The sequence below is a fragment of the Paenisporosarcina sp. NPDC076907 genome, assembly GCF_050269735.1.
Classification (GTDB): domain Bacteria; phylum Bacillota; class Bacilli; order Bacillales_A; family Planococcaceae; genus Paenisporosarcina.
The window spans coordinates 704968-725959 of record NZ_JBNNIX010000002.1; the positions used below are offsets into that span (position 1 = coordinate 704968).

At 39.3% G+C, this 20992-nt stretch carries 20 protein-coding genes, 1 riboswitch and 1 other annotated feature (1 of these 22 cut by a window edge); of the genes, 5 read left to right on the forward strand and 15 right to left on the reverse strand.

The annotated features are described in order from the left end of the window. Window positions 1-21, reverse strand: a binding site (T-box leader); it reaches 199 nt to the left of the window's first position. 44 nt (window positions 22-65) lie between these two features. The 6 genes from ACQKEV_RS11215 to ACQKEV_RS11240 all read right to left on the reverse strand — a co-directional run bounded on the left by ACQKEV_RS11215 (window position 66) and on the right by ACQKEV_RS11240 (window position 6914). Then, complete coding sequence (locus tag ACQKEV_RS11215) at window positions 66-833, reverse strand: 3-hydroxybutyrate dehydrogenase (protein ID WP_427444945.1); 768 nt, start codon at window positions 831-833, stop codon at window positions 66-68. A gap of 128 nt (window positions 834-961) precedes the next feature. Next, the gene (locus ACQKEV_RS11220; RefSeq protein WP_427446232.1) at window positions 962-2278 is read right to left on the reverse strand and encodes a GntP family permease; all 1317 of its coding nucleotides are present in this window, start codon (window positions 2276-2278) and stop codon (window positions 962-964) included. Window positions 2279-2336: 58 nt separating this feature from the next. After that, entirely contained in the window at window positions 2337-2999 is a 663-nt protein-coding gene (locus ACQKEV_RS11225) for a 3-oxoacid CoA-transferase subunit B (protein WP_427444943.1), read from the reverse strand. 20 nt (window positions 3000-3019) lie between these two features. Beyond that, the gene (locus tag ACQKEV_RS11230) at window positions 3020-3709 is read right to left on the reverse strand and encodes a CoA transferase subunit A (RefSeq protein WP_427444941.1); all 690 of its coding nucleotides are present in this window, start codon (window positions 3707-3709) and stop codon (window positions 3020-3022) included. A gap of 235 nt (window positions 3710-3944) precedes the next feature. After that, window positions 3945-5288 carry a sigma-54 interaction domain-containing protein gene (locus ACQKEV_RS11235; protein WP_427444939.1) on the reverse strand — a complete coding sequence of 448 codons (1344 nt, stop codon included), beginning with the start codon at window positions 5286-5288 and terminating at the stop codon, window positions 3945-3947. A gap of 435 nt (window positions 5289-5723) precedes the next feature. After that, window positions 5724-6914: an MDR family MFS transporter gene (locus tag ACQKEV_RS11240; protein ID WP_427444937.1), complete on the reverse strand. Its 1191-nt coding sequence runs from the start codon at window positions 6912-6914 to the stop codon at window positions 5724-5726. Window positions 6915-7072: 158 nt separating this feature from the next. On the opposite strand from ACQKEV_RS11240, the gene ACQKEV_RS11245 reads away from it, so the two are divergent. From ACQKEV_RS11245 to ACQKEV_RS11260, 4 genes are all read left to right on the forward strand, one after another. Next, window positions 7073-8020 (forward strand): TIGR01212 family radical SAM protein, encoded by a 948-nt coding sequence (locus ACQKEV_RS11245; protein ID WP_427444935.1) that lies wholly within the window; start codon window positions 7073-7075, stop codon window positions 8018-8020. Beyond that, a complete protein-coding gene (locus ACQKEV_RS11250) occupies window positions 8020-8592 on the forward strand; it encodes a class I SAM-dependent methyltransferase (RefSeq protein ID WP_427444933.1) in 573 nt (190 codons plus the stop codon). Before ACQKEV_RS11245 ends, ACQKEV_RS11250 begins: the two co-directional genes overlap by 1 nt. A 92-nt stretch (window positions 8593-8684) precedes the next feature. After that, complete coding sequence (locus tag ACQKEV_RS11255) at window positions 8685-9764, forward strand: type III polyketide synthase (RefSeq protein WP_427444931.1); 1080 nt, start codon at window positions 8685-8687, stop codon at window positions 9762-9764. Then, window positions 9755-10291: an isoprenylcysteine carboxyl methyltransferase family protein gene (locus tag ACQKEV_RS11260; protein WP_427444928.1), complete on the forward strand. Its 537-nt coding sequence runs from the start codon at window positions 9755-9757 to the stop codon at window positions 10289-10291. Before ACQKEV_RS11255 ends, ACQKEV_RS11260 begins: the two co-directional genes overlap by 10 nt. A 530-nt stretch (window positions 10292-10821) precedes the next feature. Here ACQKEV_RS11260 and ACQKEV_RS11265 read toward each other — a convergent pair. From ACQKEV_RS11265 to ACQKEV_RS11300, 8 genes are all read right to left on the reverse strand, one after another. After that, entirely contained in the window at window positions 10822-12390 is a 1569-nt protein-coding gene (locus ACQKEV_RS11265) for an amidohydrolase (protein ID WP_427444925.1), read from the reverse strand. A gap of 78 nt (window positions 12391-12468) precedes the next feature. Next, on the reverse strand, window positions 12469-13776 hold the full coding sequence (locus tag ACQKEV_RS11270) for an NAD-dependent malic enzyme (RefSeq protein WP_427444923.1): 1308 nt from the start codon (window positions 13774-13776) through the stop codon (window positions 12469-12471). A 184-nt stretch (window positions 13777-13960) separates the two neighbouring features. Beyond that, window positions 13961-14461 carry a hypothetical protein gene (locus ACQKEV_RS11275; RefSeq protein WP_427444921.1) on the reverse strand — a complete coding sequence of 167 codons (501 nt, stop codon included), beginning with the start codon at window positions 14459-14461 and terminating at the stop codon, window positions 13961-13963. A 210-nt stretch (window positions 14462-14671) separates the two neighbouring features. Beyond that, on the reverse strand, window positions 14672-15346 hold the full coding sequence (locus ACQKEV_RS11280; RefSeq protein WP_427444918.1) for a hypothetical protein: 675 nt from the start codon (window positions 15344-15346) through the stop codon (window positions 14672-14674). A gap of 66 nt (window positions 15347-15412) precedes the next feature. Next, a complete protein-coding gene (locus tag ACQKEV_RS11285; protein WP_427444916.1) occupies window positions 15413-16183 on the reverse strand; it encodes a hypothetical protein in 771 nt (256 codons plus the stop codon). A 56-nt stretch (window positions 16184-16239) separates the two neighbouring features. Then, entirely contained in the window at window positions 16240-16674 is a 435-nt protein-coding gene (locus ACQKEV_RS11290; RefSeq protein ID WP_427444914.1) for a hypothetical protein, read from the reverse strand. A gap of 629 nt (window positions 16675-17303) precedes the next feature. After that, window positions 17304-17555, reverse strand: a complete 252-nt coding sequence (locus tag ACQKEV_RS11295) for a hypothetical protein (protein ID WP_427444912.1) — start codon at window positions 17553-17555, stop codon at window positions 17304-17306. Between the two features lie 255 nt (window positions 17556-17810). After that, complete coding sequence (locus ACQKEV_RS11300) at window positions 17811-18611, reverse strand: alpha/beta hydrolase (RefSeq protein ID WP_427444910.1); 801 nt, start codon at window positions 18609-18611, stop codon at window positions 17811-17813. Between the two features lie 103 nt (window positions 18612-18714). Between ACQKEV_RS11300 and ACQKEV_RS11305 the strand changes: the two genes are divergently transcribed. Further along, window positions 18715-19233 carry a gamma carbonic anhydrase family protein gene (locus ACQKEV_RS11305; RefSeq protein WP_427446231.1) on the forward strand — a complete coding sequence of 173 codons (519 nt, stop codon included), beginning with the start codon at window positions 18715-18717 and terminating at the stop codon, window positions 19231-19233. 239 nt (window positions 19234-19472) lie between these two features. On the opposite strand, the gene metK is transcribed toward ACQKEV_RS11305, so the two are convergent. Then, a complete protein-coding gene (metK, locus tag ACQKEV_RS11310; RefSeq protein WP_427444908.1) occupies window positions 19473-20669 on the reverse strand; it encodes a methionine adenosyltransferase in 1197 nt (398 codons plus the stop codon). A gap of 199 nt (window positions 20670-20868) precedes the next feature. Further along, window positions 20869-20992, reverse strand: a riboswitch (SAM riboswitch).

The window sequence follows — 20992 nt, forward strand, 5'->3', positions numbered from 1 at the left end:
GATCCTTTTCACAGTCTTACACTATTGTTTTTTATTGTAATCGAAGTTTTCAAAAAGCACAAGATTTATTGAACAGTATATCCGCCGTCCAAAACCACTGCCTGTCCAGTCATCCCTTTTGCCGATTCGCTCGATAAGAACATAGCTAAGTCAGCGATTTCTTTTACGTCTAGTAAACGCTTTTGTGGAACCAATGGATAAATAACTTCTTCAAGCACTGATTCAAGTGGAACTTTTCGGGTTGTTGCCAAATCTTGCAATTGATTACGCACAAGTGGTGTGTCCACATAACCCGGACAAATTGCATTTACTGTAATGCCGTCAGCTGCTGTTTCAAGTGCAGCAACTTTAGTTAATCCGATCACGCCATGCTTAGCCGAGTTATATGCGGATTTACCAGCAAATCCTACTAATCCGTTAATTGAGGCCATATTGATAATACGGCCAAAGCCTTGTTTGCGCATATGTGGCAATACATTTTTCGTGGCGATAAATGGAGCAGTTAACATGATCTTTACTAACAATTCAAAGCGTGCAGTCGGAAAATCTTCCAGCATTGCAACATGCTGCATTCCTGCATTGTTGATCAGAATATCAAGTTTGCCAAAATGGGCAATTGTTTCTTCTATAGATTTGATGATTTCATCTTCTACAGTTACGTCACATTTTAAACCAATGGCATCTGAACCAAGTGAAGCAGCAGCTTCTTTTACTTTTTCTTCATTCAAATCTGTCAAAACCACTTTCGCACCAGCTTGTGCAAATTCTTTTGCAATTTGAAAACCAATTCCTTGTGCTGCACCTGTAATGAATAATACTTTATCTTTTACCATTTTGATTCCCTCCAAATAAAAATCACAGTTTGTACCGGAAATGGTGCAAACAGATGTCTTTTCTTATATTAATGTTTATAAATTTTAGTCAGTGAAAAAAATCAGCCGCACTAGGCGGCTGAATTAATTTATTCGATTCCAAAACCTAACGTGAATAGTATAATCGCAATTACTACACCGATTGCTGGTGTAATAACTGTAGTTGCTGCTACTGCCCAATAAGCTTGACTATATTTCTCACCGCAAATTGAAGTGATAGTTGTTACAACATAGCCATTGTGTGGTAGAGAATCAAGCGCTCCAGATGAAATGGCCACAACACGGTGTAACGCTTCAGGGTTAACACCGGCATCCAGGTAACCTGGTGCTAATAATGGTAGAGCGATAGCTTGCCCACCAGAAGCTGAACCAGTCATACCTGCGATTACTGATACCGCTACAGCAGCTCCGATTAAAGGAGAACCAGGAATGTTTGTCATTGCATCAACTGCTACCTGGAATGCAGGCACAGATTTTGCAACTCCACCGAATCCTACAACCGCAGCAGTGTTACCAATTGCGATAATAGCACCTACAGTACCCGCAGATACAGCTTCCCAAGGAGCTTTAAAGTATTTCCAACTAACGATAAATGTTGCGATAATACCGCCAAGCAAGGCAACAATTAATGCTGAAGTTTTTAATTCTTCATGGAAAATGAACGAAATAACCAAAACAACTAATAATGGAATCATTGCTAAAAATGGATTTGGTAATGGTCGGTTTACATCAAATGTTGGATCCGTTTCACGATTTTCAAAACGCTCACCTTTATTGACTGCCTTCGTAACAAGTTTTTTCAACCACCAATAACCAAAGACTGCCATGAAAGCAGCTACGATAAGACTGACTTCCCAACCAGCAAATTGATTTGTACCTAAAAATGGAATTGGAATCCAGTTTTGAATTTCTGGAGAACCTGCAGAAGTCATTGTAAATGTTACAGATCCTAAAGCTAATGTTGCTGGAATAAAACGACGTGGTAAATCTGCTTGTTTAAATAAAGAGATAGCCATTGGATAAACAGAGAATGCTACGACGAACAAACTCACACCGCCGTATGTAAGAACAGCACAAGCAAGTACAATTGCAAGCACGGCAAACTTCATGCCTAATTTAGAAACAAACCATTTGGCAACTGAATCAGCAGCGCCACTGTCTTCCATTACTTTTCCAAAAACAGCACCAAGTAAGAACATTAAGTACCAAGCTAAAATGAATGATGTAAAACCTGTCATATAACTGGTAACAAAGTTTGCTGCTCCTTCTTCAACCATTTGAGGAAATAATGGCAGACCACTCATAACGGCAACAAATAATGCAGAAATCGGGCCACCGATTAAAATATTAACACCCTTCAGTGTTAAGAAAATTAGTAAAGCTAGTCCCCCAATAAGACCAATCATACTTAATACAATACTTGTATCCACGAATAAATCTCCCCCGAAATTTTATTAAGACGTTTTAGAACTTCACGTTTTCTTTTACATTATCAACATTTAAAGAAGCTTCAGTAGAATCTATGACGTCTTGAACAGTGAATCCTTCAAAAACTTCTTTTAAAACTAAACCAGTTGGTGTTACTTCAATTAATGCTCGTTCAGTAATAATTTTGTTAACAACGCCTTTACCTGTTAATGGTAATTCACATTGCTTTTTGATTTTAGCTGAACCATCTTTTGCAACATGATCCATGATGACGATAATTTTCTTAGCACCATGAACTAAATCCATAGCACCGCCCATGCCCTTAATCATTTTGCCTGGAATCATCCAGTTTGCTAAATCACCAGTCTCTGAAACTTCCATCCCGCCAAGAATGGCTACGTCAACATGTCCACCGCGAATCATAGCAAAAGACTCAGCGCTTGTGAAAAAGGCAGAACCAGGAATTGTTGTAACCGTTTCCTTTCCTGCATTGATTAAGTCCGGATCCACTTCATCTTTTGTTGGGTAAGGTCCGATTCCAAGTAACCCGTTTTCGGATTGTAAAACTACTGTTTTATTAGGAGAAATATAGTTAGCCACCAAGGTTGGCATTCCAATTCCTAAGTTTACATAGTTTCCATCTTCAATTTCTTGTTCAGCTCGAATAGCAATACGTTCTCTGACATTAATTTTTTCCATGCTGTTTGTCTCCTCCTGTCTTATGAACGAGTCGTTAAACGTTCAATCCGTTTTTCTTGAGATGCTTGTAGTAGTCCTTGTACATAGATACTTGGTGTTTGAATCACGTTCGGATCCAAGTCTCCTGTTTCAACTATTTCTTCTACTTCTGCAATCGTGAATTTCCCTGCAGCCGCCATCATCGGATTAAAGTTTTGCGCTGTTTTGTTATAAACAAGATTCCCAAACTTATCAGCTTTTGCAGCACGAACAAGTGCAAAGTCAGCTTTCAATGCTTCCTCAAGCACATATTCCTTACCGTCAAACTCACGAATTTCTTTTCCTTCAGCAACGGTTGTACCAACACCTGCTGGAGTAAAGAATGCCGGAATTCCTGCGCCGCCCGCACGAATTTTTTCAGCTAAAGTCCCTTGAGGCGTCAACTCCACTTCGATTTCGCCAGATAGTACTTGGCGTTCAAATTCCTTGTTTTCACCAACATATGAACCAATCATCTTTTTTATTTGTTTATTTTTCAATAAAAGTCCAAGTCCCCAGTCATCAATTCCACAGTTATTCGAGATAACGGTTAAATCAGTTACTCCTTTATCAACAAGTGCAAGAATCAATTTTTCTGGTATACCAACTAATCCAAAACCACCGACCATTAATGTGGCTCCATTTTGAATTTGTTGTACAGCCTCTTCTGCAGAAGAATAAATAGGCTTCATTGGGTTTCCTCCTTAAAAGAAATCGTTTGAATTTTTAATAAAAGCGCTTTCACTAGCAATTAAAACAGAAGCGTGATTTTCACGCAATAGCAGATGTGACAAGTTTTTGTCGGAATTCATTCTGTTTTTTGTCCGAATTTCTGGACTTTCGTAATTTTTTTTCGAAATTATCAGTAATTTTGTCGGAAAATAGTGTCCAGAAAATCGGAATTAAGTCCGTTTTTTCGGAATTGGGTCATAAGTTGTATTTTTTTATTTTTTCATAAAGGGTAGAACGACTCAGTCCTAACTGTTTCGCTATTACTCTCTTATCCATTTCATCTACTAGTGCTTGTTGGATCATTGTGCGTTCTAGGTCTTCGATTGCATCTTGCAGATTAATTAATATCGGGAGTGGTTTTTTTCGAACCTGCTTTAATTGTTCTGGCAAAGCAGAAGGTTCAATTGTTTCATCCTCAGCTAAATAAACTGCTGCTTGAATAACATTTTGTAATTCACGGACATTACCCGGCCAATGATAGTTTTGTAAATACTCTCTCGTTCGGCTCGATAGCACAAGTCTACGCTTCCCTGCTTTTAATATGTATTGCTGTAAAAATGTATTAGCCAGTTCTGTAAAATCTTCCATACGCTCTCTTAACGGGGGAATGCGCAGCGTTATGGCTTGAATCCGGTAATACAAATCTTCACGGAATTTGCCTTGTTCAATTAAATGTTCAAGGGGGCGATTTGTCGCTGCAAGGATTCTCACGTTCACTTGCTTCGTGATATGGGAACCAATCGGTTCAACTTCACCTTCTTGAATAGCTCTTAGTAGCTTCGCTTGAATGGTCAATGGCATAGCACCAATTTCATCGATAAACAGGGTTCCTTTATCAGCAAGTTCAAAGCGCCCTTTTCGATGCTGATTATCGAGTTTATTATAAGAACCAAAAATTTCGGATTCTAATAATTCCGCAGGGATTGCAGCACAATTTATTTTTACAAATGGCAAATCCGCTCGTTCTGAACGTTCATGAATACTTTGTGCAAACAGTTCTTTTCCCGTACCACTTTCTCCTTCTATCAAGACGGATAAGTCGCTCGGGGCAATCATTTGAATCGTTTCCTTAATCGACCGAATCGCTTGTGAACTACCCTTAATGTCTTCAAGTCGGTACGATTTGTTAGGGGTATCATTAGAAGTCATGTTTATTTTATCCATAGTGGTCCTTACATGAGAGCTAAGCTTTTTCCAATCGTTCATATCCCGAAAGACAACACTCCCGAAGGCACCGACGATTTTCCCATCTACTATTAAAGGTACGCGATTGGCGAGCATATATGTCCCTTTTATGTAATGAGGAGATGCTTCGTCCGCGATTCCTGATTTAATAACTTCGTGCATTTTTGTGTTTTCGATGACTTCATCCACTGGTTTTCCAATAGCTTGATCTCGTTCAACTTCTAAAAAACGACAATAGTCTTCGTTGATATATAGAATTCTGGAATTTTTATCGACCACGACAAACCATTGAAAAGCGTTCTCCAGTATTTGCGATAGGACGGACTCTGGTAAATGTTGAACTATAGACTTCATTTTGCTCACCCTAACTTTACGATTCGTTCCATTCTATTTTCCCAAACTATACGCAATTATGCAAAAAAACGGAGAGCCTAAGTTGGCTCTCCGTTGTCATTGCAAGCTTTGCGGCAATGAGACTTATAGTTTTCAGACGTGACCCGTAATTTTTTAGACGTGAATGGCATTATTTCAGACGTCGCCCTTCATTTTTCAGACGTCATCGCCAAAAAGTCAGACTGAGCAACCGCTCAACCAACTTTATAAAAATAGCAACCATCGAGAGAGGTTTTCTAGAAAAATTTCTTTCGCTGAATTGAGCACTGTAGCGAAATGGCTCTCATTCAGGTTTTAAAGATTTAATGGTTTTTGTTTTCGCTGCGCTCCTGTTTGGGAGAACTCGTTGGTCTCATGCTTCACCATTTAGCGGGATACCGCTCCAATGTAAACTTATCATTCTGTTTCTGCAGTATTCTTTATCCCAGACTTTCTTAATGGAAGATCATAGTAAAGACTTGGAATGATCGCCAACGCCATGAACGAAGTCAAAATTAGGAACATGGCGGTCATGCCATATTGGTCCACCAGTACTCCTCCTACAAAAGGTCCCAGCATTCTACCGACAGTTGCAGTACTGTTTACGATTCCTTGATAGAACCCTTCCCTGCCTTTCGGTGCCAATTGACTAGCTAAGGTCGGCACTGCTGGCCATACAAACATTTCCCCAATTGTTAGGATTACCATCGCTGTTACAAACATCGAAAATACTTGTGCATAACCGACAACAATAAATGAAATCATCATAATAACAATTCCTAGTACTAGCTGAGCTTTCACGCGGTGTTCCAGTTTTTTGACAATCGGTTGGATAATGGGCTGGGCAGCAAGAATGAGCAATCCATTGATTGTCCATAAGAGACTATAATGTTTCAGTGTAAGTCCCAGTTCTTGCGTATAGGTCGCAATGGTCGACTGCCATTGTACATAAACAAGCCAACACATTAAATATCCGCTGGTAACGATTAGGAGTGCGTAGAATGGAGCTTTATTTCGGATCTTTTTCCCTTCATTAATGACCGAAGTATGCATATTTGGTGATATATCAAATCGACGGTAACCCAAAACTGCAATAAAGAAGAAAATGATATACATACTTAAATTTGCAATGAAAATATAATCAAAACTGGCATCTGCAATAATACCTGCTACCGCCGGGCCAATTGCTACACCTAAATTCTGCGCCAAGTAAATGGCATTGAACGCTTTTCGACCACCTTCCGGCCAAGCAGTTCCAACCATCGCATACATGCTTGGAAAAACAATCCCTCCACTGAACCCCATAATCGTCAGAAACCAAACGTAATGTGGCCAGCCGTGCCAAAGAGTTAATCCGACCAGACCAAATATTGTGATGACAATACCGAGCATGATCGATTTATAGCCACCGATGCGGTCAAATAAGTAACCACCAAGCAAATTGCCGATTATTCCCGCTCCTGCATTCGCCATTAAAACCAAGCCAGCCACCGATAAACTTTTTCCTAAATGATCGTGTAAATATATTGTATTTAAAGGCCATAAAAACGAACTACCCGTTACATTGACGAGCATGCCAATTATTAAAAGCCACACACTTCTAGGCATGACAATTCCTCCATTTATTTCGAAATCCCAAATAATTGTAGTCTTTTTTAGTCAATCCAACAAGATGTCTTTAAAAATTGAACTATTCAGCTTTTTGATAACGTGGGTTTTCTAAGAAAATCGTGATAAAATACCCTTTTAGAGGAGTGGATGCATAAATGGATTTCCCTTTTCCTTCTGACGGAAAGCGATATCATACTTGGAACCGTCATTTACGAAATGAATTTGGGTTCAAAGTATTTAAAGTAGCACTTGACGCTGGATTTGATTGTCCAAATCGGGACGGAACCGTTGCTTATGGCGGTTGCACTTTTTGCAGCGCAGCGGGTTCGGGAGACTTTGCAGGAGACCGCATTGATCCCATTGATGTGCAATTTGAAGAAATAAAAAATAAGATGCATAAGAAATGGAAAGACGGAAAATACATGGCTTACTTTCTGGCCTATACAAATACGCATGCCCCGCTTCCCCTAATAAAAGAGAAATTCGAAGCTGCCTTAGCCCAGGAAGGAGTCATCGGTTTATCAATCGCAACACGCCCTGACTGTCTTCCAGATGATGTCGTGGAATATCTGGCTGAATTGAACGAACGTACTTATCTATGGGTAGAACTGGGTCTTCAAACCGTTCACGAACGTACAGCAAAATTAATTAATCGTGCACATGACTATGACTGTTATGTTGAAGGAGTTCAGAAACTCCGCAAACATGGCATTCGAATATGTGCCCATATCATCAATGGTTTACCTTTGGAAGATAAAGAAATGATGATGGAAACTGCTCGTGAAGTGTCTAAACTCGATGTTCAAGGGATCAAAATCCATTTACTTCATTTATTAAAAGGTACACCCATGATAAAGCAATATGAAAAAGGGATGGTAGAGTTTATGGACCAGGAAGCATATGTTCAACTTGTTGTGGATCAGCTAGAACTTCTGCCACCTGAAATGGTCATCCATCGAATAACAGGAGACGGGCCGATTAACTTAATGATTGGGCCGATGTGGAGTGTCAATAAATGGTCCGTGTTAAACGCGATAGATGCTGAACTCGTTCGCAGGGACAGTTGGCAAGGTAGACTTTTCGCTGGAAGGGTGACTGTTTAATGAAACTCGAAAGGGTTCTTCCATACGTAAAGACTTTACTGAAAAGCACGGTATCCCCTGGCGATACCGTGGTGGATGCAACAGCTGGCAATGGGCACGATACCCTTTTTCTCGCTCAACTGGTAGGTCCGACTGGACATGTTTACGCTTTCGATGTTCAGGAAGCGGCAATTGAAGCAACACGCTTACGTTTAGGTGATTGCCAGGAACATGCTACTGTCATCCATGCTGGGCACGAAACCATTGCACAACATGTAAAAGAAGAAATATCAGCCGCTGTTTTCAATCTAGGCTATTTACCTGGGGCAGACCATTCCATCATAACGAAACCTCATTCAACCATCGAAGCATTGGATAGTTGTCTGGACCTGTTGAAAATTGAAGGAATGATTGTATTGGTCGTTTATCATGGACATGAAGGTGGAGATGTGGAGCGTGATGCTTTGCTCGAATATGTACGAACCCTTCCCCAATCATTCGTACATGTCCTGAAATATGAGTTTATCAACCAACAGAATCATCCCCCATTTGTGGTGGCAATTGAAAAAATGAAGCATCTTAAAAAACCTTAAGGTAAGCTATTTAGCTTCTCTTAAGGTTTTTTGCATATTTTTAAGAGAATTGGAAAAACTGGGGTTATCATTTTTTACATAAGGAGATCTTTATGCCGAAAATCCAATCCATCAGTTCTTTTCAGCCTCCCTACTCATATTCGCAGGATCAGGCCTCTACTTTATTGAAAAATTTGTTTACTGACCATTATGATGACTTGGAACGGATGCTCAAAGTATTTGAGAATGGCGAAATTGAATCCCGTCAATTTTGCGTGCCAATGGAGTGGTTTGAACATCCGCATGATTTGGAAGAACGGAATCGTCTGTACATTGAACTCGCAACTTCCTACGGAGCTTTAGCCATTAATGCCTGTCTTCAAAACCAGGAGTTTCTGAAAGAGTCTGTCCATCCTTCCGAAATCGATGGGATTTTATTTATTTCAAGTACCGGTTTTTCGACACCCAGTATTGAAGCCCGTATATTAAATCAGCTTCCATTTTCTGATTACGTCAAGCGAATTCCGATTTGGGGTCTTGGTTGTGCAGGTGGTGCTTCCGGTTTAAGTCGCGCATTTGACTATTGCCTAGCATACCCGAAAGCAAAAGTGCTCGTACTCTGTGTTGAATTATGCAGTTTGACATTTCAGCCAAATGACTATTCAAAAAGTAATCTAATTGGTGCTTCGTTGTTTGCGGATGGCGTAGCTTGTGCCTTAATTTGCGGAGACGAAGCAGAAGTTCAATCCAAGAAGCCAAGTCCTGCTTTTGTATCCACATCCTCAAAAACAATGGCCAATTCTGAAAATGTGATGGGATGGGATATGAAAAACGACGGGTTGCATGTCGTCTTTTCTAAAAGCATCCCTTCCATCATTGAAAAGTGGCTCGAGCCTTTTGTAACAGAATTTTTATCGGAGCATCACATGACTGCAAACAATCTCGATCATTTCATCGCCCATCCAGGAGGAAAGAAAGTACTGACTGCATATGAAAAATCACTAGGGTTTGATTCATCCAAAACTGAAATTTCAAGAGACATTTTACGAAAACATGGCAATATGTCTTCGCCAACTGTTTTATATGTATTAGAAGCTTTCATGAAAATGGACTGTTCACCTGGAGAAAAAGGGTTATTGACAGCACTCGGTCCTGGATTCAGTGGAGAACTGGTGTTGTTGGAATGGCAATAGAAACTATTGTTTTTTTCAGTGTAGTAGGATTCGTAATTGTCCAAAGAATTATCGAACTGTTTGTCGCACGCAATAATGAAAGATGGATTCGTGGACAGGGAGGCTATGAAGTTGGTGCGAAGCATTATCCATATATGGTCGGCATACACATTGGATTTTTCATCAGTCTAGTTTTGGAGTTTTTGGTTTTTGACAGAATGCCCCCTCCTATTTGGACTGTTCTGTTTATCATTTTTGTGGTGCTTCAGTTGATGCGTGTTTGGGTAATCACTTCACTGGGAAGGTTTTGGAATACAAAAATACTTGTATTACCTGGTGCCCATGTCGTAAAGAGAGGTCCATTTAGATTTTTGAGACATCCAAATTATGTCGTAGTTTCTCTGGAAATTTTAGTCATTCCATTAATGTTCGGAGCATATTTCACAGCTCTGTTGTTTACGATATTAAATCTATGTATTTTATCTGTACGCATTCCAATGGAAGAAGCCGCTTTACGAGAAGTTACAAACTATACGGAAGTTTTTTAATAGAACATGTAACAAGAAACAGGCTGACTCCATTGATGAGTGAGGCTTTCAGACTGATGAAAAAAAATATTAATTAACGTAACAGTATAAATATTCTCGTTCTTATTTTTGACACTCAATCAAAAAAGAAAGTGGTCGGCTATTCTTTCGCTTTCCGCGGACGAAACGCCAGCCTCCTCGGCTCTGCCTGTGGGGTCTAGCTTGTTCCGTTTTTCCGCAGGAGTCTTCAGAAATAGCCGACCACTTTCCTACTTAAATATATTGAAGAGAAACACTGACAGAAGCGCTTTCTGTTGATTGAATTGGAGGCGGCGACTTCAGCGGGAACAGCACGAGCTGAAGGCCCCGGAGTTACGTAGTGACGAGGAGACTGAAGCCGTGCCCGCGAAACGCGTCCGCCGCAAAGGAAATCAACATCTTCCTCTATGGGTACCTTTACAATGGTATGCAGGTATATTCAATCATTTTATTGTTTGTCTACAATCTGAAAGGCTGACTCCATTAATGAGTCAGCCTTTCAACGTCAAACCTTATTTCTCAAATACAATCTCACCAGCAATGATTGTTTTCACCACTTGTGCTTCAAGAACTTGTTCGTCTGGACCATCAAATAAATCTCGATCAAAGACGGTAAAATCAGCATCAAAGTTTTCTTGAATGTAACCCCGTTCCTTTTCCTTGCCAATCGCCCATGCACTGCCAATTGTATATAAAGCAACCGCATCATATCGACTCAGTTTTTCTTCTGGTTGATATCCCCCATGAATTTCGCCGGGTTTCTTCCTTGCTATTGCCGCATATAAACCAAGTCGTGGATCTACTTCTTCAATTGGAGAATCAGAGCCTCCGCTGCATTTAATTCCACGTTTTAGAAGCTTATTCCATGCGTACGCCCAGTCAAGCCGCTTTTCTCCCAATCTTTCTTGTACCCAAGGAAAATCGGAAGGGACGAAACTCGGTTGTATATCCAAGACGATATCCAGTTTTTCAATACGCTCAACTAAATCCTCTCGCAGTACATTAGCATGAATCAATCGGTCACGTTTCCCTTTTGGTGCAGGATGTTTTTCAATAGCGGACACAATCATATCCATCCCCATATCACCAATTGCATGTACAGCGACTGCTTCATCAAATGAACGTGCTTTTGAGACGAGTGCATCTAGTTCATCTTGAGAATGAATGGACACACCTGAAGTTGACGTGTCGTCAGCATATGGCTCACTAAGCAGAGCAGTCCGCCCCCCTAGCGCACCATCAATAAAGATTTTCATGGCACCTGGTTCAATCCAAGGTTCCTCGTAAGTTGCTTCATCCATCATTTTCTCAAATACTGTATGATGGCGCAGTAAATTCACACGGAATTTGCGGTCATTTCCGATGACTGTTTTAAATGCTTCCAACGGTCTGGTGTAATCTCCGTAATAACTCATATCCTCTGTATGAACGCCTGTAAAGCCTCTCGAAATCAAATCGGTCAAAGAAGTTTCCAATGAAGTAACTAATTGTGCGACAGAAACTTCAGGTATTTGCTTTTCAACAAAAGCCATTGCTCCATCCAACAAGTACCCTGTTGGCTCTCCATGCTCATCTCTGATAATAACGCCATCTTCCGGATCTGGAGTATCTTTTGTTATTCCCGCTTTCTCTAAAGCTGCAGAATTCACGATCATGGCATGTCTACATATGCGCTTCAATACAACTGGCGAAGTAGAAAGATCGTCCAATTCATATCGGGAAAGTATTTTTTTATTTTCAAAATTATTCTCGTTCCAACCTTCTGCAATAAACCATTCATCTTTAGGGTGATCACTCAAAAGATTTTTAAGGTCTGACACCATTTCACTCGGAGACATATATTTCGATAAATCAATATAACGCAATTTATCTCCGTGACCAATCATATGTATATGACTATCTACAAATCCCGGATAGACAAAAGCCCCTGCTAAATCAACACATGTATCGGCTCGCTTTTCCAACTCTTCAAAGTATCCAGTTTCGACGATTTTCCCGTTCTCTACTAAAACTGCCTCAACTGTATGATGTGAATCTTTCATTGTATAAAATGTTGCATGATGAAAACAAATCTTTGTCATGATGACACCTCCACTTTGTATAAGCATAAAACAAAAACCGTCTCATTCACAATGGAATGAAGACGGTTTTCAATTATTTTATTCTTGAGCTGCTTGTTCAACGGCTCTAGCAACTACTTGATGCACGGTCGGATCAAGTGGATTTGGAATTAAATCTCCTGGTTTTGTATGATTGGCAATCGCACGTGCAGCCGCCACTAGCATCGGGTAGCTAATATCACTCACACCCGCATTCAAGGCACCGCGGAAAATCCCTGGGAATCCTAATGCATTATTGACTGATCTTCCATCCGCTGCAAAAGCAGCACCTGCAGCCAACGCATCCTCAGGTGTTATTTCGGGATTTGGATTGGAAAGTGCCAAAATAATCTGTCCTGGACGAACCATTTCCGGCTTAATGAGACCGGCAACTCCCGTGGTCGCTACGACGATATCACATGTCGCCATAAGCTTTTCTAAAGAGTCGAGTGTTTGCCCACCATAGTTTTTGAGGCGATCCAACGCCTCCACTTGACGGTCAATTCCGTACACTTCTTCCACGCCATAAGCCATCAACATACGACAAATCGCAAGTCCGGCAGCACCTAATCCAATTTGGCCAATGACAGCTTTCTTCGGATCCACGCCTGTAGAACGACAAGCAGATAAAACAGATGCCAAAGTAACGACTGCCGTTCCGTGTTGATCGTCATGCATGACTGGTATGTTCAATTCTTTTTTCAGGCGTTCTTCAATTTCGAAACAATGTGGTGAACCGATATCTTCAAGCAATATCCCACCAAAGCCTTGGTGAATATGTTTAACCGTTTCTACCACAGCGTCTGGATCACTCGTATCCAGTAAAATAGGAACTCCACTTATGCCAGCGAACTGATCGAATAAAACGGATTTCCCTTCCATTACCGGCATTCCAGCTACAGGACCAATATTTCCAAGACCTAAAATGGCTGTTCCGTCTGTTACGATGGCCACTGTGTTGCCAATACTTGTGAAATAACGTGCTTTTTGAGGGTCTGCTTGAATATCTAGGCAAACGCTTGCAACACCTGGCGTATAAATACGTTGTAAATCGCCTAATGAACGAACATCAATCCGGCTCTTCATTTGGATTTTTCCGCCTTCATGCGCTTTTAGAACATCATCCGTAATGGCATGAATTTCCACATTTTCCAGCGCTCGTACATTTTCAATTACTTGCTCCAATTGTTCAAAGCTTTTACAATTCACGCTGATGTCACGAATCGTTGAAAGTGTACCGTTTTTGATTGTCGTGATGTCTCCAATACCTCCACCAGCCGCACCAATCGCCGTTGCCACTTTAGCAAAGTTCCCTGGTTTTGACGGTGTTTCTACAATTAACGTACGAATTATATCTTGAAGTGCCATAATTTCCTCCTATAATTTTCTTACTTACATAAGAAAAAGTCATTCGTCAATTATAGCAAATTAGACGGTCTATTATTAGTCCTATTTACATTCTTTTTTATGTAGTGTAATGCCACTAAAAATAAAAAAGGCCCTATAGAGAGCCCTAGAATTATATAACGTATGACTTTTTTATTAGTCTATTCTATTCCAGTGCTTTTTTCTTAATATCTGGACTGTGATTTACCTTTGGACTATTTATCTGTTGATTAGTTAATGTATTTGTTGTATTGGTTGGTTTGATCAGTATCTCTTTGTTTGTAGGTGAATCATTGTTTTGTTCAGTAACAAGAAATGGCGGTTCATCTAACAGGGCTGATTGGTTATTAGTTGTATAGACTTCAGATTGATTTCTATTGGTATTTTTATAATTCACCAGTCCAGCAACCATTATTTTTACTTGCTTATCACGAAATTGATGAACTGCCGCTTCAAGGTTATCCTCAGATGCCGCAATCAAAATTTCAATTTGGTTGAACACTGTTTGAAAATCAATAACTGATGTATATCCTAACTCAATAGTTTTCTTTTGAATTGAATCAATATTTTGTAGAGAGTACTTGGAGCCTAAACCACCCGTTCCAATAATAAATCCTGCACTAAACAATAAACTAGATAAAAAAATTATTAATAGTGTTTTTTTCATAAATACACACACCTTTCCAATAACTATTACTATTATTTCCAAATTCATATGGATTTATAACTGAACTAAATTGCACAAAAAAGAACCTTTTAGGTACCTGCCCACAGACAGGTCGACCCAAGAGGTTCTCGAGTAATTTGTTATGAATGAATCTTTATTAGAAAATAACCAAAATAAAAAAAGACTCTCACTCGAGAGCCTTTGGTGGGATTAGTTATTTTCTGAAGCTTCTTTAACCTCTTCTACAATAATCGTTTGGTCTGCCTGAACATTTTCAACAACTGTTGAAGCTGTTGCATCCGATTTCAGATTATCCACAGGCCCCGCAATAGGAGCAGGATTAGGTGTTGAAGTTGCAGGAACGTTTGCCGGTTCAGTTATCCCTGCTTCCCCCTGATTTTCTTTGTTTGCCGATGTATTTTCCTTTTCAGGGGCTACATTTACCGCTTTTTCCATTTGAGCAATTGCTTCGTTCATGATTGAATTAATTTCTGAAGTGATTTTACCTTTTTGCTCAGTATTGTCAATTTTTAAATTCACAATCAAATTATTTGCATACTTTCTAAGTGATGCTATACGATTAGACTTTTGTTGTTCCGTAAATTCATCCAGTTCGCTTTCAGCAGAAGCCATTTCGTTTTTCAATTCTGCTTTCAATTGAGTTAAAAGCATTGTTTTTTCATCCGTTATCGCTTTATCAATTTCCTTTATGGATTCTGATTCTTTATTTTTGAACCAATTAATCAAAAGCGTGCTTGCATCTGCATCGGCAAAGGAAGTTTTCACTCCACTGCCCACACCAAGACTTAGTACAACCGCTGCCACTAAAATAACTATCTTTTTTCTCGTTTGTATCTTTTTATATTTCTCAAGTCTGCTTAGCATGTCGTAGCCTCCAGTTACAACAATAAGGACCCCGAACTACGAGGTCCCTAATTATTATTTAAATTATTATCGGATACTGTTTACAATTGCATCCATTTCAGCTTTAGCTTTATTTTCTAATTCAAGTGCTTTATCCGCAATTAGTTTTTGATGATCTGCTACTAATTTTTGTTGCAATGCAGTAATGGTGGATAGAATTTCACTTACTTTAGTATCCATCATTAATTTGATTTCGGTAGCTGTCAAATCTTTTTCCGAATTCAATTTCGCTCTTAAGTCAGACTTTGCCCGGTCAATGGCTGCTTGTAACTCATTCTTAGCGTTAGTAGTAGCTAGTTCAAGATCTGTACTAACAGATGCTAATGCTTTACCACCAACATCACTTGTACGTTTATTCAAATCATCAGTAGCAAGTTTTAGCGCAGCCTTTGTTTTACCCTCAAAAATTGCATTAGCTCCTAAAGAGATTTCATCGAATTGAGCTTCCATGCCAGCTAATAATTCTGTATTTTTAGCGTTAATAGCAGTAATATGCTCGTCTTTTGCAGTTTTAATATTTGTTTGAGCTGATGTTTTAGATGAGTCTCTTGTATTATTTATGCTAGTAGTAGCACTACTTTGCAATTTAGAGTAATCAGTCGAAAATTGGAATAATTTACCTACACTGTAAACTCCTGTGTCAATTCCTAAAGACAAAGCTGTTTTGCCGAACTCCAGTGTGTACCATCTTCCTAATTGATCACCAGCGTTAGAATTAGCAAATGCCGTGCCTGCTCCTGCTACTAGTGCCAATGTTACTGTTCCTGCAATTACTTTACCTTTGAGTGTTTTTAACATTTGAATGTCCCCTTTGTGGTTGGTTTTTGAATGAATTTGCTAAATTCATTTGAATATTAGTCATTTAATACATCTGCCAAAACTTCTTCAATGCTTTGTTCAAGATCTTCTTCAATATCCTCATTCGTATTTGCTCTTTTTGAAGATACTTTGAGGTTTTCAGCTTTTAATTCTGAAACTGTTTGTTCCAAGCGATTTACTGAATCGATTTGGTATTGTTCAATCTCAGAGATTGCTTCACTAATACGTTTTTGTGTGAAGCTGGTAAGCGAGCTATCAAAAGATTGCTGGGCTTCGCTTGCAAAGATTTTAACGTTCGAAAGCGTTTCCCTGAGTCCAGCGCCTAACTCTACTCCAACCTGAGTACTTACACTTTGAAATGAATGTTCATACCAATTAGAGAGTTTGGTTGCCGAATCGGCTTTTGCATAGATTGTCCCTGCACCAATAAGTACAGAGGATGCCATTATAATTCCAAGTATCTTTTTCAATAATTCCTCTCCCTCCCAATTGTCTGTACAATTCTTTCAAAACTTGTAAGTTACAATTGGAGCTAATAGTTGATGCGATTTCTGTTACGAATAAGCTGTATTGAAAGATGGATTCATTCTACCTCTCCCTTCTGGCCTAAAGACCAGAATAAATTATAGTAAAAGTGAAATTTCACTTTATACCCGTTTAATAAATTACAATAATTACTAATTAATTAGTTAATATTATTCACCTTAAACACAATATTAATAACTATTCAGCTGTCTATTGAATCAATTTGCCTACTACATTAATTTAAATCATAAGAAATTATTAGTACATAAGAGGTTTTGTAAGCTTCTGTCGATTTCATCAGTTTGTTTGTTGCTAAAAGTCGAAACAATCAAAAAAATCAAATTCTCTTAGTTAAATGTATTTAGTCAATTTGTTTTTTCACTTTTCCAACGACTAAGAATCGGACTTTATTCCCACAAAAAATCACTAACATTGAGCATTATTACCAAAAATGAATGATTTTATTACTAATGTAAAAAACTTCTTTCACTAATTGTGAAAGAAGTATCTAGTTCTATTAACGGTGCAAAATTAAAAAAGATGGCTACGGAACATCCATAGCCATCTTTTGTATTTAACTTGAAGATTTTAAGTTTTTAAATCCAAGAACCATTTGTGCAATAAATGCCAATCCACAAAATACGATGGCCAAATAGCTAATCCAGTCCAGTGGATCCAGCATCAAAGTGCGAGTGAATAGTAAGCCCATAAGTAATGCGATAGCGAAATTCACCAGATATGTTTTGCTAGTATGTGAAAATTTTTTCATGATAACAAACACAGCTATTGCCGAGATGATGATAAGAAATGTTAAAGTCGTAGCCATTAGTAATCCCCTTTTTAATTAACTATAACAGAAAAAAACATCGCCCAACCTGTGTTTGGCGATTGAACATTAACTCTTCAGGTTTTCATTGTTTAAGTTGTCATTGTATTCAATCCAGTAATCAGCATTTTTAATGCCTGACTATAGAAACATACATAAACCAGCCTATTACATGAAGAGATTTTCGATATCCGCAAGTTCCGTCTATGAAAAAAAGCCTTCTAATTTTATCATTAGAAAGGCTTTTAAATAGTATTAAACCACATACCCTAGAGATCTTAACACATTATTCATAAATGATTTTGTGTAATAAAAAACCTCTTCACGCTCTGGCTCATGAAACAAATCATGAAAACAATTTTTCCACTCTTTATATTGTATTTCTGAAAGTTGTTGTTTTTGAAGCCAATGCTTTGCATATATCGGATCTGTTATTTTGTCCCGCTCTGCACTCATCATCAATATAGGGACATTTTGAATGCTTTCTTGTTTGGCTGCTGTCACTTTCATCAAATGTTGCAATTCGCGATACCATTTCAATGTAATGGTCGTGTTAAAAAGTTCATCGTCTTTATCTTGCGAATAAACATCATAGTTTCTTGTCAGTTGTTTGACTGTTACTTCATGAGTGCTTTTTACATTTTCAGCAAGCTTGCCCATAGTGGCTAATGCACTTGAAAGTTTGGAAGCATGAATAAGTAAATGCATCCAAGGAGATGTAAGGATTACTCCAGCACATTCAATTGATTTCTCCTGCAGTACATGCATAACTAATGTTGCGCCCAGCCCATGTCCCATTACAAACACGGGTAAGTTATATGAAAGTGACGCTTGAATCAATTGGTCGATATAAGTGCTGTACGATTGAAAATCCTCGTCATGTGCTTGTTTATGCACAGCGACTTCACCGTGACCCGGCAAATCCCCCATTACCACATGAAATCCAGAACTTCTGAATTCTTCTATTAACCAGGCATACCGCCGATGATGTTCATACGCACTATGTACAATGGCGATGACTGCTTTTGCTTGTCCATCAGCTTCCCATTTCCACATAATCATCGCTCCTTCACTATCATTATTCGACGAAGTCAACGTTTTTTAGTCCCTCTTTTTTTGTATAATGAAATCATACGGTAAGAAGAAACGAGGTTTTGGAATGATTTACCCTTTTAAAGATAAAACACCTGTAATTGACCCATCTGTCTATATTGCTGATTATGTCACAATAAGTGGGGATGTGACAATCGGTCCAGAGTCCACTATTTGGTTTAATACGATTATTCGTGGAGATGTAAATGCAACACGTATTGGCAGCAAAGTAAACATTCAAGACTTGTGCTGCCTGCATCAAAGTCCAGCCGCTCCACTAGTATTGGAAGATGAAGTCACAATTGGACATCAAGTGACTTTACATAGTTGTACAGTTCGACGTGGAGCCTTGATTGGTATGGGCTCAATAGTATTAGATGGGGCTGAGATTGGAGAAGGCGCTTTTATTGGCGCAGGCAGTCTGGTGCCTCCCGGTAAAGTTATTCCTCCAGGAATGCTCGCGTTAGGTCGTCCGGCAAAAGTCGTCCGTGAATTGAATGAAGAAGACAAGCTAGATATGGAACGTATTGTTAGAGAATATGCGGAAAAAGGACAGATCTATAAGGCAATGCAACAACAAAAATAAACGATAGTAATGACCAGGTGATTGAGCATGGTCATTTTACTATTTTGAAATACAATTTGTTTTATTCCCTGTTCAAATTGATTTGTTCCCGTCCACTGTTAGTTTCTTCCTGTTTGAAAGCAGCTTCTTGCCTCTCATACCGATTTATTCCCATTCGCGACTGATTTATTCCCTTTCAACCAATAACCACCATTAAAAAAGCCATTCAAGGGAATTCCCTCGAATGGCTTTTCCTAGTATTAAACGCCTGCTTTTTCTTTCAAAGTAGCCGCTCTGTCTGTTTTCTCCCATGGAACATCCAAGTCTGTGCGACCGAAGTGTCCATAAGCAGCAGTTTGCTTGTAAATTGGACGACGTAGATCTAACATCTTGATGATTCCAGCTGGACGAAGGTCGAATGACTCGCGAACAATTTCAACAAGTTTCGATTCTTCAACAATACCTGTACCAAATGTATCGATTGCAATTGATACGGGTTGTGCAACACCGATTGCATAAGCAAGTTGAACTTCACAACGGTCAGCAAGTCCTGCTGCAACAATGTTTTTAGCTACATAGCGAGCTGCATATGCTGCTGAACGGTCAACTTTCGTTGCATCTTTACCAGAGAATGCGCCGCCACCGTGACGAGCATATCCACCGTACGTATCAACGATAATTTTGCGTCCTGTTAAACCAGCATCCCCTTGAGGTCCACCAATTACGAAGCGGCCAGTTGGGTTAATGAAGTATTTTGTGTTTTCGTCGATTAATTCTGCAGGAACTACAGGATTGATGACATGTTCTTTCAAGTTGCGTTGAATTTGCTCAAGTGTTACTTCTGGGTGATGTTGAGTAGAAATAACAATTGTGTCAATACGCAAAGGTTTATTGTTTTCATCATATTCAACAGTTACTTGTGTTTTGCCGTCTGGACGTAGGTATGGAAGAATTTCCTCTTTACGTACTAGTGCTAAACGACGAGCTAACTTATGAGCCATACTAATAGGAAGTGGCATTAATTCCGGTGTTTCATTACAAGCAAAACCGAACATTAAACCTTGGTCACCTGCACCGATTGCTTCGATGTCTGAATCTGTCATCGAACCTTCACGCGCTTCAAGTGCTCTGTCAACACCCATAGCGATGTCAGCAGATTGCTCATCGATTGCAGTCAATACTGCAGAAGTCTCTGAGTCAAAACCATATTTTGCACGTGTGTAGCCAATTTCTCGAACTGTTTCACGTACCACTTTTTGAATATCCACATATGCTGAAGTTGTGATTTCACCGGCAACAAGTACTAAACCTGTAGTTACAGTTGTTTCACAAGCAACACGTGCATTTGGATCTTCTGTTAAAATAGCATCTAAAATTGCGTCTGAAATTTGATCGCAAATTTTGTCCGGATGCCCTTCTGTTACTGATTCTGATGTAAATAGACGACGAGTTGTCATTAAAAATTCCTCCTATATCCTTCGAGATTGCTCTCGGAAAATTCAAACGGTACTCATTTCCCATGTCCAGCTTATTCATTCGAATAAAACCTTCCGCCTTTTCGGGCTTCTGCACACGAGGATAAAGGGAGATGTCATAAAAAAAACCCTCTCTCACGTAAAAACATGAGGAAAGGTATTCGTTAATGGGCACCTTTCACTCTTATCATCCAAGGAATACACCTTGCTTCAGGTTCAGCACCTTTGCCAATTACTACTTGGTTCATAACTGCAGGTTGCCGGGTTTCATAGGGCCTGACCCCTCCACCAGCTCGGGATAAGAG

Bases quoted from the DNA above. Each gene is read 5' to 3' on its own strand.
- ACQKEV_RS11270 (WP_427444923.1), bottom strand. From the start codon at position 13,776: ATGGCACTTCAAGATATAATTCGTACGTTAATTGTAGAAACACCGTCA.
- ACQKEV_RS11295 (WP_427444912.1), bottom strand. From the start codon at position 17,555: ATGGCTACGACTTTAACATTTCTTATCATCATCTCGGCAATAGCTGTG.
- ACQKEV_RS11265 (WP_427444925.1), bottom strand. From the start codon at position 12,390: ATGACAAAGATTTGTTTTCATCATGCAACATTTTATACAATGAAAGAT.
- ACQKEV_RS11230 (WP_427444941.1), bottom strand. From the start codon at position 3,709: ATGAAGCCTATTTATTCTTCTGCAGAAGAGGCTGTACAACAAATTCAA.
- ACQKEV_RS11255 (WP_427444931.1), top strand. From the start codon at position 8,685: ATGCCGAAAATCCAATCCATCAGTTCTTTTCAGCCTCCCTACTCATAT.
- ACQKEV_RS11235 (WP_427444939.1), bottom strand. From the start codon at position 5,288: ATGAAGTCTATAGTTCAACATTTACCAGAGTCCGTCCTATCGCAAATA.
- ACQKEV_RS11285 (WP_427444916.1), bottom strand. From the start codon at position 16,183: ATGTTAAAAACACTCAAAGGTAAAGTAATTGCAGGAACAGTAACATTG.
- ACQKEV_RS11275 (WP_427444921.1), bottom strand. From the start codon at position 14,461: ATGAAAAAAACACTATTAATAATTTTTTTATCTAGTTTATTGTTTAGT.
- ACQKEV_RS11240 (WP_427444937.1), bottom strand. From the start codon at position 6,914: ATGCCTAGAAGTGTGTGGCTTTTAATAATTGGCATGCTCGTCAATGTA.
- ACQKEV_RS11245 (WP_427444935.1), top strand. From the start codon at position 7,073: ATGGATTTCCCTTTTCCTTCTGACGGAAAGCGATATCATACTTGGAAC.
- ACQKEV_RS11260 (WP_427444928.1), top strand. From the start codon at position 9,755: ATGGCAATAGAAACTATTGTTTTTTTCAGTGTAGTAGGATTCGTAATT.
- ACQKEV_RS11225 (WP_427444943.1), bottom strand. From the start codon at position 2,999: ATGGAAAAAATTAATGTCAGAGAACGTATTGCTATTCGAGCTGAACAA.
- ACQKEV_RS11300 (WP_427444910.1), bottom strand. From the start codon at position 18,611: ATGTGGAAATGGGAAGCTGATGGACAAGCAAAAGCAGTCATCGCCATT.
- metK (WP_427444908.1), bottom strand. From the start codon at position 20,669: ATGACAACTCGTCGTCTATTTACATCAGAATCAGTAACAGAAGGGCAT.
- ACQKEV_RS11280 (WP_427444918.1), bottom strand. From the start codon at position 15,346: ATGCTAAGCAGACTTGAGAAATATAAAAAGATACAAACGAGAAAAAAG.
- ACQKEV_RS11305 (WP_427446231.1), top strand. From the start codon at position 18,715: ATGATTTACCCTTTTAAAGATAAAACACCTGTAATTGACCCATCTGTC.
- ACQKEV_RS11220 (WP_427446232.1), bottom strand. From the start codon at position 2,278: ATGATTGGTCTTATTGGGGGACTAGCTTTACTAATTTTCTTAACACTG.
- ACQKEV_RS11215 (WP_427444945.1), bottom strand. From the start codon at position 833: ATGGTAAAAGATAAAGTATTATTCATTACAGGTGCAGCACAAGGAATT.
- ACQKEV_RS11250 (WP_427444933.1), top strand. From the start codon at position 8,020: ATGAAACTCGAAAGGGTTCTTCCATACGTAAAGACTTTACTGAAAAGC.